This window comes from Pantoea rodasii (assembly GCF_002095465.1).
In the GTDB taxonomy this organism is placed as follows: domain Bacteria; phylum Pseudomonadota; class Gammaproteobacteria; order Enterobacterales; family Enterobacteriaceae; genus Pantoea; species Pantoea rodasii.
Genome location: NZ_MLFP01000001.1, coordinates 382,156 through 396,042, shown reverse-complemented (window position 1 = coordinate 396,042; position 13,887 = coordinate 382,156). Strand labels below are relative to the sequence as shown.

The 13,887-nt window shown below is 55.7% G+C and carries 12 protein-coding genes and 1 pseudogene; 2 read left to right on the top strand and 11 right to left on the bottom strand.

The window, feature by feature from the left end; genetic code table 11:
- Positions 1-11: 11 nt before the first annotated feature.
- Positions 12-905, bottom strand: a complete 894-nt coding sequence (gene xerD / locus HA45_RS01795; RefSeq protein WP_100703553.1) for a site-specific tyrosine recombinase XerD — start codon at positions 903-905, stop codon at positions 12-14.
- 102 nt (positions 906-1,007) lie between these two features.
- Here xerD and fldB point away from each other — a divergent pair, with 102 nt between their 5' ends.
- Positions 1,008-1,526, top strand: a complete 519-nt coding sequence (fldB, locus tag HA45_RS01790) for a flavodoxin FldB (protein WP_100703552.1) — start codon at positions 1,008-1,010, stop codon at positions 1,524-1,526.
- Here fldB and HA45_RS01785 read toward each other — a convergent pair.
- The gene (locus HA45_RS01785; RefSeq protein WP_100703551.1) at positions 1,523-1,942 is read right to left on the bottom strand and encodes a protein YgfX; all 420 of its coding nucleotides are present in this window, start codon (positions 1,940-1,942) and stop codon (positions 1,523-1,525) included. The genes fldB and HA45_RS01785 overlap by 4 nt on opposite strands.
- The gene (gene sdhE, locus HA45_RS01780; protein ID WP_100703550.1) at positions 1,917-2,183 is read right to left on the bottom strand and encodes an FAD assembly factor SdhE; all 267 of its coding nucleotides are present in this window, start codon (positions 2,181-2,183) and stop codon (positions 1,917-1,919) included. Before sdhE ends, HA45_RS01785 begins: the two co-directional genes overlap by 26 nt.
- Positions 2,184-2,401: 218 nt before the next feature.
- Here sdhE and ygfZ point away from each other — a divergent pair, with 218 nt between their 5' ends.
- Positions 2,402-3,385: a tRNA-modifying protein YgfZ gene (ygfZ, locus tag HA45_RS01775; RefSeq protein WP_100703549.1), complete on the top strand. Its 984-nt coding sequence runs from the start codon at positions 2,402-2,404 to the stop codon at positions 3,383-3,385.
- Positions 3,386-3,446: 61 nt separating this feature from the next.
- Here the strand turns inward: ygfZ and trhA are convergent, their stop codons facing one another.
- From trhA to pepP, 8 genes and pseudogenes are all read right to left on the bottom strand, one after another.
- The gene (gene trhA, locus HA45_RS01770) at positions 3,447-4,100 is read right to left on the bottom strand and encodes a PAQR family membrane homeostasis protein TrhA (RefSeq protein WP_100703548.1); all 654 of its coding nucleotides are present in this window, start codon (positions 4,098-4,100) and stop codon (positions 3,447-3,449) included.
- Between the two features lie 174 nt (positions 4,101-4,274).
- A complete protein-coding gene (locus HA45_RS01765) occupies positions 4,275-5,018 on the bottom strand; it encodes an SDR family oxidoreductase (protein WP_100703547.1) in 744 nt (247 codons plus the stop codon).
- A gap of 187 nt (positions 5,019-5,205) precedes the next feature.
- Positions 5,206-7,994, bottom strand: a pseudogene (gene gcvP / locus HA45_RS01760) (aminomethyl-transferring glycine dehydrogenase).
- Between the two features lie 183 nt (positions 7,995-8,177).
- Positions 8,178-8,564, bottom strand: coding sequence for a glycine cleavage system protein GcvH (gcvH, locus tag HA45_RS01755; RefSeq protein ID WP_100703545.1), 387 nt, complete (start codon positions 8,562-8,564; stop codon positions 8,178-8,180).
- 19 nt (positions 8,565-8,583) lie between these two features.
- Positions 8,584-9,681: a glycine cleavage system aminomethyltransferase GcvT gene (gene gcvT / locus HA45_RS01750; RefSeq protein ID WP_100703544.1), complete on the bottom strand. Its 1,098-nt coding sequence runs from the start codon at positions 9,679-9,681 to the stop codon at positions 8,584-8,586.
- A 446-nt stretch (positions 9,682-10,127) separates the two neighbouring features.
- Positions 10,128-11,330, bottom strand: a complete 1,203-nt coding sequence (gene ubiI / locus HA45_RS01745; RefSeq protein WP_100703543.1) for an FAD-dependent 2-octaprenylphenol hydroxylase — start codon at positions 11,328-11,330, stop codon at positions 10,128-10,130.
- A gap of 20 nt (positions 11,331-11,350) precedes the next feature.
- Positions 11,351-12,529 carry a 2-octaprenyl-6-methoxyphenyl hydroxylase gene (gene ubiH / locus HA45_RS01740; RefSeq protein WP_100703542.1) on the bottom strand — a complete coding sequence of 393 codons (1,179 nt, stop codon included), beginning with the start codon at positions 12,527-12,529 and terminating at the stop codon, positions 11,351-11,353.
- Positions 12,526-13,848, bottom strand: a complete 1,323-nt coding sequence (gene pepP, locus HA45_RS01735; protein WP_100703541.1) for a Xaa-Pro aminopeptidase — start codon at positions 13,846-13,848, stop codon at positions 12,526-12,528. The genes ubiH and pepP overlap by 4 nt, the downstream gene beginning before the upstream one ends.
- Between the last annotated feature and the right edge of the window lie 39 nt (positions 13,849-13,887).

Below are 13,887 nucleotides of genomic sequence, written 5' to 3'. Positions count from 1 at the left end.
GTTGCCGCTGCTCAGGCGCGCGGATGATGCTGTTGATGTAACAGACGCAGACGCTCGGTGGCGACGTGCGTATAAATTTGGGTGGTCGAGAGGTCGCTATGCCCCAGCAACATCTGTACGACGCGTAAATCTGCGCCGTGGTTCAGTAAATGTGTGGCAAATGCGTGGCGCAACACGTGCGGCGACAGTTTCTCGCTATCGATACCGGCAAGGGTGGCATAGTGTTTGATGCGATGCCAGAAAGTCTGCCGTGTCATTTGTTGCGCGCGGTTACTGGGGAACATCACGTCCAGCGTTTGCCCATTCAACAACCATGGCCGACCATGCTCCATATAATGCTCCAGCCAGTAAATGGCTTCTTCACCTAACGGCACAAGGCGCTCTTTGTTGCCTTTACCGATCACGCGCACCACGCCCTGACGCAAACTGATATCGCTGATGGTGAGTCCCACCAACTCGGATACGCGCAAGCCAGTGGCATACAGCAGTTCCAGCATCGCTTTGTCGCGAAGCTCCAGTGGAACATCAATACTCGGCGCTTGCAGCAGACGTTCTACCTGTTTCTCACTGAGATCTTTTGGCAAGCGCTGCGGCAGTTTAGGCGCAGAAAGCAGTGCGCTGGGATCGTCGCCGCGCAGCTTTTCGCGATAGAGATATTGAAACAGGCGGCGCATGGCGCTGAGCGTGCGCGCGGAACTGGTGGCCTTGTAGCCGCCCTCCACGCGTTCGGCGAGAAATTGCTGCAGATCGAGTGCTTCCAGCGTCAGCAGTGTGCGTTCGTGGTGGTGTAACCAGCCGGTGAGCGTTTGTAAATCCTGTCGATAGGACGCAAGCGTGTTCTGCGCCAGGTTACGCTCAATCCAGAGCGCATCCAGAAACTGTTCTATCAGATCGCTATCCTGCACGGTTGCCCCCAAACACGTGTGAAATCGTGCTCATTATGCCTGAAAGTCACCTGCTTCTGGTACAATTGCGCCAAAGTGTGTATCAGTCAGAGCATTAATTGCATGAATATCGGTCTGTTTTACGGCTCAAGTACCTGTTACACCGAGATGACGGCGGAGAAGATTCGCGACTTTCTCGGTGAAGAGTTAGTCACGCTGCACAATCTCAAAGATGACGACCCCTCGCTGATGGAGCAGTACGATTTACTGATCCTCGGTATTCCGACCTGGGATTTCGGCGAGCTGCAGGAAGATTGGGAAGCGGTGTGGCAGCAGTTGCCTGCACTCAATCTGCACGGAAAAATTGTCGCGCTGTATGGCATGGGCGATCAGGCTGAATACTCAGAATGGTTCCTGGATGCGCTGGGCATGCTGCATGAATTATTGCAGCCGATGGGCGTGCAGTTTGTCGGCTACTGGCCGCTGGAAGGCTATGAATTCGTCAGCAAAAAGCCGCTGACCGCTGATGGCAGCCAGTTTGTCGGTCTGGCACTTGATGATGTGAATCAGTTTGAACTGAGCGAGGAACGCGTCGAGCAGTGGTGTGAACAAATTCTGACAGAAACCGCCGCGCTGCTTTAATGCTGACTACCCGCATCATGCAGGAAACAGCTGGCGCGTAAGGTGCGCCACGCATACGGCGGCAGGTTGTCATGCATCAGCCATAGCCGCCAGCGTTTACCCTGCTGATTTCGCAACGTCAACAACACGCCAAAGGGCAACCAATCTGCTTTACGTGCTAATTGCCAGCGCGTTCCACACCAAAGCCAGTCACCTTGTTCATCCACGACTAAGCGGCCTGTGCGCCGCTTAAGCCGACCTTCATTGCGCCAGCACTCCAGCAGCATCAGCGTCACCAACAGCGCTTTGCCCCAACGCCAGCCCTCGGGCCAACTGAGGCTGAACAGCCCAACCATGACCAGCAAAAACAGCGTCACATTGAGCGCCCGGGCGCTGCGTGACGCCTGCAAATCACATTGGAACCGGTCCGCGTTCACGATTGCGCTGCTGAATCAGTTGCACCATGCGCTTGAACTCTGGATCAGCGGGTTCGCCGTGGTTCATTAACCAGTTGAACAAATCGGGATCGTCACTCTTGAGCAGGGCAATAAACACCTGTTTGTCGGTGTCAGTGAGCGAGTCATATTCGAATTTAAAGAACGGCATGATGGAAACATCCAGCTCCAGCATGCCGCGACGGCACGCCCACTGAACGCGAGCTTTATCATGAATTTCCATGTGTCTTTTTTCCATGGCTGAAAACAGTGGCGCTCAGTGTACCTGCTTTTTACTTTGCCTGCAGACATCGCGCTTCAGGCTGCGTGACAGCGCGCAAAGCAGAACCACCTAATACAGGGTTATCACGCGATTTGTGCGCCAGATTGGGTAAACAGGTTGCAATGCCGCACTGCTCTTTTAACATTGGAAGCAATATTGTTATTAATCAGGATGCCCTCATGCCGATTTTCACCCTTCCGCCACGCCAGCCAGCAGCAGCGTCCCGTCTGCCTTTAACCCTGATCTCCCTCGATGAGTGGGCGTTGGTTGCTGTGCAGGGCAAAGACAGCACTTCTTATCTGCAAGGTCAGGTCACTTTGGATGTAGCGGCAATGGGCGCGACCCAGCACCGTCTCGCCGCCCATTGTGATGCCAAAGGGAAAATGTGGAGCAACCTGCGCTTGTTCCATCGCGGCGAAGGTTACGCCTATATCGTGCGCCGCAATCTGCGTGAGCAGCAGCTTAACGAACTGAAGAAGTATGCGGTCTTCGCCAAAGTGACCATCGCAGCGGATGATGAAGCGGTGTTGCTTGGCGTAGCCGGTTTCCAGGCTCGCGCGGCGCTGGCAGAGGTGTTTGCCACCTTGCCGGATGCTGAGACCCCGGTAGTGCAACAAGATGACAGCACCTTGTTGTGGTTCGAACAGCCCGCCGAGCGCTTCCTGCTGGTGACGACCCTGGCGCAGGCCGAAGCCCTGAAAGAGAAATTAGCCGGCGCTGCGCAGTTTACTGACAGCACGCAGTGGCTGGCGCTGGATATTGAAGCGGGGATTCCGGTGATTGAAACTGCCACCAGCGCGCAGCTGATTCCTCAGGCAACCAATTTGCAGGCGCTAGATGCGATCAGCTTTAAAAAAGGCTGTTATACCGGTCAGGAAATGGTAGCGCGTGCCAAATTCCGCGGAGCCAATAAGCGTGCGCTTTATTGGCTGGCGGGCAACGCCAGCAAAGTGCCGCAGGCTGACGGCTCGATGGAGTTGCAGATGGGCGATCGATGGCGTCGTACCGGCACCGTGTTGAGCGGTGTGCAGCTGGATGACGGCAGCGTGTGGGTGCAGGTGGTGATGAACAACGATCTGGAGCCGGATAGCGTGCTGCGCGTGGAAGGTGATGAAGGCGGCAACTTGACGATTCAGCCGCTGCCGTATTCATTGGTAGATTAATGGGTATTCCAGGTGCGCATAAATGCGCACCTTACGACACGCACCGAACATCGCCGCAAGCTCAGGCAACATAAAAGTAGATGGCGCAGAAGTGCAGCATGCTGCCGCCCAGCACGAAACCGTGCCAGATGGCGTGGTTATAGGGAATGCGCCGCGAGACGTAGAAAATCACCCCCAGCGAATAAACAATCCCACCCGCAGCCAGTAACCACACACCGCCGGCAGACATTTTGGTCGCCAGCTGATAAATCACCACCAGCGATAACCAGCCCATACTGAGATAGGTCACTAACGACAACACTTTGAAACGGTGCGCTATTGTCAGTTTAAAAATGATCCCCGCCAGTGCCAGACTCCAGATCACCACCATTAATCCCTGCGCCAGTGGCGACCTTAATCCAACCAACAAAAATGGCGTGTAGGTGCCTGCAATCAGCAAATAGATGGCGCAGTGGTCAAATTTTTTCAGCCAGTATTTGGCTTTCTGATGTGGAATAGCGTGATAGAGCGTTGAGGCGAGAAACAGCAAAATCATGCTGCCGCCATACAGGCTGTAACTGGTGATGGCGGTGATATCAGCTCGCATTTCAACTGCCTGGGTTAACAACAATACCAGGCCAACTATGCCGAAAATGCAGCCAATTCCATGGCTAATGCTGTTGGCGATCTCTTCGGCTAACGAATAACCCTGAGTGATAAGTCGATTCTGTGCCATGCGCTTCATTCCTGAATAATGGTGTGAGAACTGTGCTTTTTATGACCATCAGGGTAACCGGGATAAATTTCAGAGTACACATGTAAGCTAAAATAATTCTGTGAAGAGGTGTGACAACCGGCTGATGGCAGCGATGCATTGCGCTGCCTCAGTTTCAATTGTTAAATCAGAAAATTAGCGACCGCCTGCGGCATCGATAAAGGTGCCGGTGACGTAAGAGGCAGCATCACTGGCTAACCAGATAATCGCGGCGGCGATTTCTTCAGCCTGACCGCCACGCTGCATCGGTAGCGAACTGGCAACACGATCAACTCTGCCAGGTTCACCGCCATCGGCGTGCATTTCGGTGTAGATTAATCCCGGCCGCACGCTGTTTACGCGAATGCCTTGTGCGGCCACTTCCAGTGATAACCCTTTGGTCAACGTATCCATTGCGCCTTTTGACGCCGCATAGTCAACGTATTCGCCGGGTGCGCCAAGGCGTGCAGCCGCAGATGAGACATTCACAATGGCACCACCCTGCCCGCCGTGTGCGGTGCTCATGCGCTTGACCGCTTCACGACAGCAGATAAAAGTGCCGGTAACGTTGGTGGCGAACACGCGCTGAATACGTTCCGCATCGAGATCTTCTACGCGGCACTGGGTAAACAAAATTCCTGCGTTGTTGACCAGCACGCGCAGACTGCCAGCCTGCTGATCAAGTTGCTGGAACATGCGTACCACTTCCGCTTCAATCGCGATATCGCCCTGCACGGCGAATGCGCTGCCGCCCAGTGCTTCAATCTCTGCCACCACCTGCTCAGCTTCGGCTGCCCGCTGGCGATAATTGACCGCGACGCGATAGCCCGCCTGCGCCAGCATCAGTGCTGTTGCGCGTCCAATGCCACGGCTGCCGCCGGTGACTAATGCCAGATCCATGTTGCCTCCAAAATAGAAAAAGGGCCGATTTCTCGGCCCTCAGATTAGGTGTTCAAATTGTATTTAGCCAAAATAATTTGAGTGGCAACAAGGCAACAGTTTCCGCCCTTCCCGTCACTCACAAATATTCGAGACAGGGGTGAATGAGTGCCGCCAATGCACGGCGGCCCTGATTACCACTGCTAAATTATTGGTATTCGCTCATTGGAACACAGGAGCAGAACACGTTGCGGTCACCAAACACATCATCCAGACGCTTTACGGTTGGCCAGTATTTGTTGGTGCTACCTGCCGGGAAGACCGCCAGCTCGCGGCTGTAGGGATGCGCCCACTCACCTACGATCTCAGTTTGGGTGTGCGGTGAATTCACCAGCGGGTTATCGTCAGCTGGCCATTCGCCATCGGCCACGCGGTCGATTTCCATGCGGATGGAGAGCATCGCATCGATAAAGCGATCCAGCTCGATTTTGCTTTCTGATTCAGTCGGCTCAACCATCAGCGTTCCGGCCACCGGGAAGGACATGGTTGGCGCGTGGAAGCCGTAATCGATCAGACGCTTGGCAATATCCAGCTCGCTGATGCCGGTCTGCTCTTTCAGCGGACGAATATCCAGAATACATTCGTGTGCTACGCGGCCATCGCGACCGGCATACAGGATTGGATAGGCGGATTGCAGACGGCTGGCAATGTAGTTGGCATTCAAAATTGCCACCGAACTCGCCTGCTTCAGGCCTTCCGCGCCCATCATACGGATATACATCCAGCTGATTGGCAGAATTGATGCGCTACCAAACGGTGCTGCTGATACCGCGCCCTGCTGCGTCAGCACGCCATCAATTTGCACCACGCTGTGACCCGGCACAAACGGAGCCAGATGCGCTTTCACGCCGATTGGCCCCATGCCCGGACCGCCGCCGCCGTGAGGAATGCAGAAGGTTTTGTGCAGGTTAAGGTGCGATACATCGGCGCCGATGTAACCCGGCGTGGTAATCCCCACCTGTGCGTTCATGTTGGCGCCATCGAGGTAAACCTGGCCGCCATGCTGATGCACGATCTGGCACACTTCGCGGATGGTCTCTTCGTAGACGCCGTGCGTCGAAGGATAGGTCACCATGATGCATGACAGCTCATCGCCAACCTGCGCCGCTTTCTCACGCAGATCGCCCAGGTCGATGTTGCCTTGTTTGTCACAGGCCACTACCACCACAGCCATGCCCGCCATCTGTGCGGATGCCGGGTTAGTGCCGTGTGCAGAACTTGGGATCAGGCAGACATTACGTCCACCTTCGTTGCGGCTCTCGTGATAACGGCGAATCGCCAGCAGACCGGCATATTCACCCTGTGCGCCAGAGTTTGGCTGCATGCAGAGCGCATCGTAACCGGTAAGCTGCACCAGCCACTGTGACAGCTGGCCGATCATCTGCAGATAACCGGAAGCCTGTTCTGCCGGGCAGAAAGGATGTAGTTCCGCAAACTCGGGCCAGGTGATCGGGATCATTTCGGCTGCGGCGTTGAGTTTCATGGTGCAGGAACCGAGCGGGATCATCGCCTGGTTCAGCGCCAGATCCTTTTTCTCCAGGCTGTGCATGTAACGCATCATCTCGGTTTCGCTGTGATGACGGTTGAACACCGGATGCGTCAGGAATTCACTCTGACGTGACATGCCTGCGGGAATAGCGCTGTTTTCAGCGGCTACACTGGCATCCAGTGCATCAATATCCTGACCATGTGTATCGCCCAGCAGAATCGCGAATAAAGCCTGCACGTCTTCACGTGAGGTGGTTTCATCCAGCGTGATGCCGACGCCGTTGAGCACGTCGCTGCGCAGGTTAACACCAAAGCTCACCGCACGACTCAGCACTTCGGCCTTATCGGCAACGTCGACCGTTAAGGTATCGAACCAGCTGTTGTGACGCAGCTTTAGGCCACCATTTTTCAGGCCCGCAGCCAGAATGCTGGTGAGACGATGAATGCGTGAGGCGATGCGCTTCAGGCCCACAGGACCATGGTAAACCGCATACAGACCGGCGATATTCGCCAGCAGCACCTGCGAAGTACAGATGTTGGAGTTGGCTTTCTCACGACGGATATGCTGCTCACGCGTCTGCATAGCCATACGCAGTGCGGTATCGCCTGCGGCATCGCGCGAGACACCGATGATACGGCCCGGCATTGAACGTTTGTACTCGTCGCGGCTGGCGAAGAACGCGGCGTGTGGACCGCCGTAACCCATCGGCACACCAAAGCGCTGAGCGGAACCGAAGACGATGTCTGCGCCCTGCTTGCCCGGTGCTTCTAACTGCACCAGCGCCATGAAATCGGCGGCCACGCTCACCACCACTTTGCGGCTTTTCAGCTCGGCAATCAGTGAACGGTAGTCATGCACTTCACCGCTGGTACCCACTTGCTGCAGCAGCACACCAAACAGGTCGTCGTGATCCAGTGCTTTGCTGGCGCTGTCGATGATCAGTTCAAAACCAAAGGTTTCCGCACGGGTTCGCACCACATCCAGCGTTTGCGGATGGATGTCGTCGCAATAAAGAATTTGCCGGCATTTTTCAGTTTGCTGACGCGCTTGGCCATCGCCATCGCTTCGGCTGCGGCAGTGGCTTCGTCGAGCAGTGAAGCAGAGGCAATATCAAGACCGGTTAAATCCAGCGTCAGGGTCTGGAAATTCAGCAGTGCTTCAAGGCGGCCTTGTGATACTTCAGGCTGATACGGCGTGTACGCGGTGTACCAGCCCGGGTTTTCCAGCATGTTACGCAGGATAACCGGCGGGGTGATCACCGCACTGTAGCCCATGCCGATCCAGGATTTGTAACGCAGGTTCTGACTGGCAATGGCTTTCAGCTCTGCCAGCGCTTGCTGTTCGGTCGCGGCATCGCCCACCGCAGGCGGGCCTGGCAGCTGGATGTCGGCAGGGACGATGGCGCTGATCAGTGATTCCAGAGAGCTGGCACCAATCGCTTCCAGCATGGTGGCCTGCTGCGCGGGTGTAGGACCGATATGGCGCTCAATGAAGGCACCGTTATGTTCAAGCTGGCTGAGAGTCTGGGTCATTTGCAGTAAATCCTGAATCGGGCTGGGTTACAAAAATGGCATTAAATCAGGCAGATAAAAAAGAAGGCGCTGCAGCGCAGCACCTCCGATAACTACCGATTACTCGTCGATGGCGCCTTTGTAGGCATCAGCATCCATCATTGAGTCGAGCTCTGAAACGTCGCTGGCTTTGATACGGAACAACCAGCCCGCTGCGTACGGTTCGCTGTTAACCAGCTCCGGTGCGTCAGCCAGTTCTTCGTTCACGGCAACGACTTCACCGCTCAGTGGTGCATAGATATCGGATGCGGCCTTAACTGACTCAGCCACAGCACAGTCATCACCGGCAGCGAAAGTGGCACCCACGTCTGGCAGGTCCACAAACACCATATCGCCCAGCAGTTCTTGCGCATGTTCGGTGATACCCACGGTAAAGGTGCCATCGGCTTCCTGGCGTACCCATTCGTGACTATCGCGGTATTTCAATTCATTAGGCACATTGCTCATCGCCATTTCTCCTGAAAAATTACTGAGCGACCGGCTTACCGGCGCGAACAAAAATCGGTTTGGTGACTTTCACCGGCATTTCACGATTGCGGATCTCTACAATCGCTTGCTCACCAATGCCCGCTGGCACACGTGCCAGCGCGATGCTGTAACCCAGCGTCGGGGAGAAGGAACCACTGGTAATAATACCCTGCTGTGGCTGACCTAATTCATCAGTAAAGCGAACCGGCAAGCCGTTACGCAGCACCCCTTTTTCGGTCATGATCAAGCCGACCAGCTTCTCGGTGCCTTTTTCACGTTGTGCTGCTAACGCTTCACGACCGATGAAATCGCGATCGGTCGGTTCCCAACCGATGGTCCAACCCATGTTGGCCGCCAGCGGCGAAACGCCTTCATCCATTTCCTGACCGTACAGATTCATACCGGCTTCCAGACGCAGCGTGTCACGCGCACCCAGGCCGGCCGGTTTGACGCCTGCCGCCAGCAGCTTCTGCCAGAAATCAGCCGCTTCACTGTTTGGCATTGCAATTTCATAGCCAGCTTCACCGGTATAACCGGTCGTGGCGATGAACAGGTTTTCGCTTTGCACACCAAAGAACGGTTTCATGCCCGCTACAGCTTCACGCTGCGCCGCAGTGAACAACGTCTGTGCTTTCTGCTGCGCTTGCGGGCCCTGCACGGCAATCAGCGCCAGATCGTCACGCTCGGTGAGTTCAACGCCAAACGGCTGTGCATGCTGTTTAATCCACGCCAAATCCTTCTCACGCGTTGCGGAGTTCACCACTAAGCGGAAAAAGTCTTCGGTCATAAAGTAAACAATCAAATCATCAATGACGCCAGCCGAGGCATTCAGCATGCCGGTGTACAGGGCTTTGCCAGGCTGAGTGAGTTTGGCGACATCGTTGGCCAGCAAAGAGCGCAGGAACTCGCGGGTGCGGGCACCGCGTAGATCGACGATGGTCATGTGGGAAACATCAAACATGCCGGCATCATTACGCACCGCGTGATGCTCATCCATCTGCGAGCCGTAATGCAGCGGCATCATCCAGCCATGGAAGTCCACCATGCGCGCACCGCATGCCTGATGCTGTTCGAATAGAGGCGTTTGCTGAGTCATAACCATCCTGTGAAAACAAGTGAATGTGACGCGCCTGCGTCGCCTTGTCAGGCTGACGCAAACGTTCTCTTTGTGCTGAAGTTACCACCGAATGCGGCGATTAACCATAAGGAAAACGAGGGCGAAACACTACCATCATTCAGCAGTGCATCGAACGCTGACCAGCACAATTCACTGTGTTTTTGTGATTAACCACGCATAAAATACATTACAGGTACATTAATACAGCCAAATAATGGAATGCGCGCCTCAAGATGATGAAATGGTTCGGCAAGAAGATCGACTCATCATGAATAAAACTAATGCGAATTGACGGGTAAAATTAGAATAAATCAAACGAGGCGCAATTTGGGTGCAGGCGCGCACCAGTGCGGTGCAATCAGGAATAAAGCGTATTCATGCAGAGATGAAAACGGCGCCAGATGAGGCGCCGTGAGAGCTGTTTTTTAGCGGATCCAGCTGGGCATATCGTTCAACCCCATGGCCTGTTTTAGCATCATGGGTTTCACGCCTGGCAGCGTGTCAGCCAGCTTTAAGCCTACATCACGCAACAGCTTTTTCGCCGGATGCGTCCCCGCGAACAGCTCGCGGAATCCTTGCATACCTGCCAGCATCATCGCGGCACTGTGCTTGCGGCTACGCTCGTAACGACGCAGATAAAGGTGCTGCCCAATATCCTTGCCTTCCTGGTGCAAACGGCGGATTTCACCGATCAACTCAGCAGCATCCATAAAGCCAAGATTCACGCCCTGCCCCGCCAGCGGATGAATGGTGTGTGCGGCATCGCCGACCAGCGCCAGACGGTGCGCAGCAAAGTTGCGTGCATAACGCGCCATCAGCGGGAAGGTTTTACGCTCGCTTTCGACATGGCACAGGCCCAGACGCATATCGAAGGCGACTGAGAGTTGCTGGTTGAACAATGCTTCGGGCATCGACTGCGACCGCGCGGCTTCCTGCGGAGATTGCGACCAAACGATGGAGCAAAGATGCGGGTCCTGCATTGGCAGGAACGCCAGAATGCCGTCGCCATGGAACACCTGACGCGCAATCGCATCATGCGGCATATCGGTGCGGATATTCGCCACCAGCGCGTGATGATCGTAATCCCAGAAGGTAATCGGGATATCGGCTTTGTCGCGCAGCCAGGAGTTTGCCCCATCAGCGGCAATCAGCAGGCGCGCACTCATCATGCTGCCATCCTGTAAGGTAACGAAAGCTTCGTTGTCGCCAAACGCCACCTGTTGCAACTGGGCAGGAGCCAATAAGGTGATGTCGCTGCACTGGCTGGCGCGTTGCCACAGTGCGCTGTGAATCACCTCATTTTCAATAATATGGCCGAGATGCGATAAGCCTTGCTGCTCGTCATCAAAGCTGATGGAACCAAAGCTGTCCTGATCCCACACTTCCATGCCGTGATAGGCGCTGGCGCGTAACGCCAGAATGCTGGACCAGACGTCCAGTTTTTGCAGCAGGCGTTCGCTGGCAGCGTTGATCGCCGAGACGCGAATCGACGCGGCACTCGCCGGATCAAATTGTGGCTCAGGTGCTTTTTCCAGCACGGCAACGCGCAAGCCGCTCCCCTGCAATCCGCAGGCAACGGCCAGACCTACCATGCCGCCACCGGCGATGACCACATCAAATGTTTGCATTGCTGCCCCTTAATTCATGCTTAACGCTTGACCCAGCCGAGCGTGCGCGCGGCAAGTGGGTTTCGCAGCCATGGCAGATGGTCCATTGCCACCAGCCCAAAATTTCTTCCCGCCACTAATGGCGCATAACGGTTGGCAAACAGCCGTACCAAACCATCAGTCACGCCGATCGTCGCTGTGCGATCCGGCTGGCGACGCGCAGCAAAATGCTGCAACACGCCATAGCTGCCCACGTCCTGCTGCTGGCGATGGGCGCTGGCCAGCGTTTCCGCCAACGACATCACATCACGCAGACCTAAATTGAACCCCTGGCCCGCAATCGGATGCAGCGTTTGCGCCGCATTTCCCACCAGCGCCAGACGATGCGCCACCTGGCGTTCAGCGGTTTGCAACGCCAGCGGATACACTTCGCGCTGGCCCGTGTGCGTAAAGCGTCCCAAACGCCAGCCAAATGCTTGCTGCAGCTCGCGCAGGAAGGTCGCATCATCCCACTGTTTAACCGTGGCTTCAGCTTCAATTGGGTGGCACCACACCAGCGACATACGATTGCCAGACATCGGCAATAGCGCCAGCGGACCGTGCTCGGTGAAACGTTCGAATGCCCGGCCCTGATGCGGCTGTTGCGTGGTGACGTTGGCGATAACCGCCAGTTGCTGATAATCGTCACGCTGCCAGGTAATGCCGCAGGATGCCGCTAACGGCGAGCGCGAACCATCGGCGGCCACCAGCAACGCGCCGGTCAGTTGTTCCCCGCTGTTGAGCGTCACCTGCACGCTGTCAGCACTGCGTGATACTGATGATACATAATCGGGGCAACGCACCGTGACACCGGGCGCACTTTGCAAACGCTGGAACAGGCGCTGCCCTACATCAAACAGTTCAACCACCTGACCCAGTGCCGGGACTTGATAATCATCGGCCTGCAATTGGACAAAGCCGCTGTGTCCCCGATCGGAAACGTGCACATCCGTAATTGGCGTGCCGCAATCCGCCAGCGATCGCCATAGATCGATGTCGGCCAATTGCTGGCAGGTGCCCGCGGCTAACGCTATGGCACGTCCGTCGTATCCCGGATGTGCACGGCTATCCGGCAAACTACGTTCGATCAATGTGACGGGCAATTTACCTTGCGTCAGATGCGAAATCGCCAGCGCCAGCGTCGCACCTGTCATGCCGCCGCCTGCAATCAAAATGCTCATACGTGACGTGCCGCTGCCATCAAGGCCTCAATCGCATCCGCATCTTTCACGACGCTGTCGGTCAGATTTTCATTGCCGTCAGTGGTGATTACGATGTCATCTTCGATACGAATACCAATGCCGCGATACTGCGCAGGCACTTTGGCATCCGGCGCAATGTACAGACCCGGCTCGATGGTCAGCACCATGCCCGGTTCCAGAATACGGTCGCGGCTTGGTGTGCCGTAATGGCCGACGTCATGCACATCCAGCCCCAGCCAGTGGCTCAAGCCGTGCATAAAGAATGGGCGATGCGCCTGCTCTTCAAACAGCGTGTCGATATTGCCTTCCAGAATACCGAGATCGACGAGACCGGTGATCATGATGTGCACCACTTCGTCATTGACGTCATGAATGCTGATGCCCGGACGGAACATCGACAGCGCTTTGTACAGCGAGGCCAGCACGATGTCGTAAATTTCGCGCTGAGGTTGCGTGAACTTGCCGTTGACCGGAAACGTGCGGGTGATATCGCCCGCATAGCCGTGGAACTCACAGCCGGCGTCGATCAGCACCAGATCGCCATCGCGCATCTCACTTTCGTTTTCGGTGTAATGCAGAATGCAGCCGTTTTCACCCGATCCCACAATCGTGTTGTAAGAGGGGAAACGTGCACCGTGGCGATTGAATTCATGATGAATTTCGCCTTCAAGCTGATACTCAAACATACCCGGTCGGCAGGTTTGCATCGCGCGGGTATGCGCCAGCGCGCTGATTTTTCCCGCCCGACGCAGGATTTCGATCTCGGCTTCGCTCTTAAACAGGCGCATATCGTGCACCCACGGACGCCAGTCGGTGATCGTTGCTGGCGCGCTGAGATTCTGGCGGAATCCACGGCGCAGTTTTTCCAGCGCGCTGAACACTAGCTGATCGGCTTCTGCGTATTCACCCTGAGCGTGGTAAACCACATCAAGCCCGTTGAGCAGTTGATGCAGTTGTTCACCAATATCGTCCCACGGCAAGGCGCGATCGACCCCAAGCTTCGCGGGTGCAGCGTCCTGACCGAGACGGCGGCCAAACCAGATCTCCGCCGTCAAATCGCGAACCCGATTGAACAGCACGCTGTGGTTGTGCTTGTCATCACTTTTGATCAGCACCAGCAGCGCCTGCGGCTCGTTGAATCCGGTGAAATACCAGAAGTCACTGTTTTGGCGGAAGTTGTATTCGGTGTCGTTGCTGCGGGTCACTTCAGGTGCAGCGAAAATCAAAGCGGCGCTGCCAGGTGCCATACGGGCAATCAGCGCCTGACGACGTTGCTGGAAGGTTTCCAGTGTAATCATGTTTGCACTCCCTGTTGAAACGGGCACCACGCGCCCGCA

Excerpts from the sequence above, each read along its gene's own strand:
- fldB (WP_100703552.1), top strand. The coding sequence starts at position 1,008 with ATGAATATCGGTCTGTTTTACGGCTCAAGTACCTGTTACACCGAGATG.
- sdhE (WP_100703550.1), bottom strand. The coding sequence starts at position 2,183 with ATGGAAATTCATGATAAAGCTCGCGTTCAGTGGGCGTGCCGTCGCGGC.
- ygfZ (WP_100703549.1), top strand. The coding sequence starts at position 2,402 with ATGCCGATTTTCACCCTTCCGCCACGCCAGCCAGCAGCAGCGTCCCGT.
- trhA (WP_100703548.1), bottom strand. The coding sequence starts at position 4,100 with ATGGCACAGAATCGACTTATCACTCAGGGTTATTCGTTAGCCGAAGAG.
- HA45_RS01765 (WP_100703547.1), bottom strand. The coding sequence starts at position 5,018 with ATGGATCTGGCATTAGTCACCGGCGGCAGCCGTGGCATTGGACGCGCA.
- gcvH (WP_100703545.1), bottom strand. The coding sequence starts at position 8,564 with ATGAGCAATGTGCCTAATGAATTGAAATACCGCGATAGTCACGAATGG.
- gcvT (WP_100703544.1), bottom strand. The coding sequence starts at position 9,681 with ATGACTCAGCAAACGCCTCTATTCGAACAGCATCAGGCATGCGGTGCG.
- ubiI (WP_100703543.1), bottom strand. The coding sequence starts at position 11,330 with ATGCAAACATTTGATGTGGTCATCGCCGGTGGCGGCATGGTAGGTCTG.
- ubiH (WP_100703542.1), bottom strand. The coding sequence starts at position 12,529 with ATGAGCATTTTGATTGCAGGCGGCGGCATGACAGGTGCGACGCTGGCG.
- pepP (WP_100703541.1), bottom strand. The coding sequence starts at position 13,848 with ATGATTACACTGGAAACCTTCCAGCAACGTCGTCAGGCGCTGATTGCC.